This is a genomic window from Caulobacter sp. 602-1 (genome assembly GCF_003931565.1).
In the GTDB taxonomy this organism is placed as follows: domain Bacteria; phylum Pseudomonadota; class Alphaproteobacteria; order Caulobacterales; family Caulobacteraceae; genus Caulobacter.
Map to the genome: position 1 here is coordinate 1 of NZ_RRYI01000078.1, position 319 is coordinate 319.

A 319-nucleotide genomic window follows, 5' to 3' on the forward strand; every position below is an offset into this window, starting at 1 on the left:
TTCAAGGCCGCCCATGGCACCGATACGCTGCGCCAAATCGATGGCATGGCTCGGAGCACACCCCGACTTGGATTCCTCGCCGGATTCGTTGACCTCCAGCAGCACTCCGACCGTGATGCCGCGCATGGTGGCGCGGCGCGCAATCTTCTCCGCCAGTTCGATGGAATCCACCGATTCGATGGTGTTCACCACCGGCAGCACTTTGCCGATTTTATTGGCCTGCAATTGGCCGATGAGATGGAACGGAATATGATTCGCGGCACTGGCCGATGCACCAGTCGAATCGGAATCACCGACGCCGTTCGCAGCGCCAGACGCC

Annotated in this window: 1 protein-coding gene; it reads right to left on the reverse strand. The window is 60.5% G+C overall.

The genetic code is table 11. The features are described 5' to 3' along the window. Nucleotides 1-319, reverse strand: a 319-nt coding sequence (locus EIK80_RS25315) for a hypothetical protein (protein WP_370450262.1), incomplete at both ends; no start/stop codon positions are given.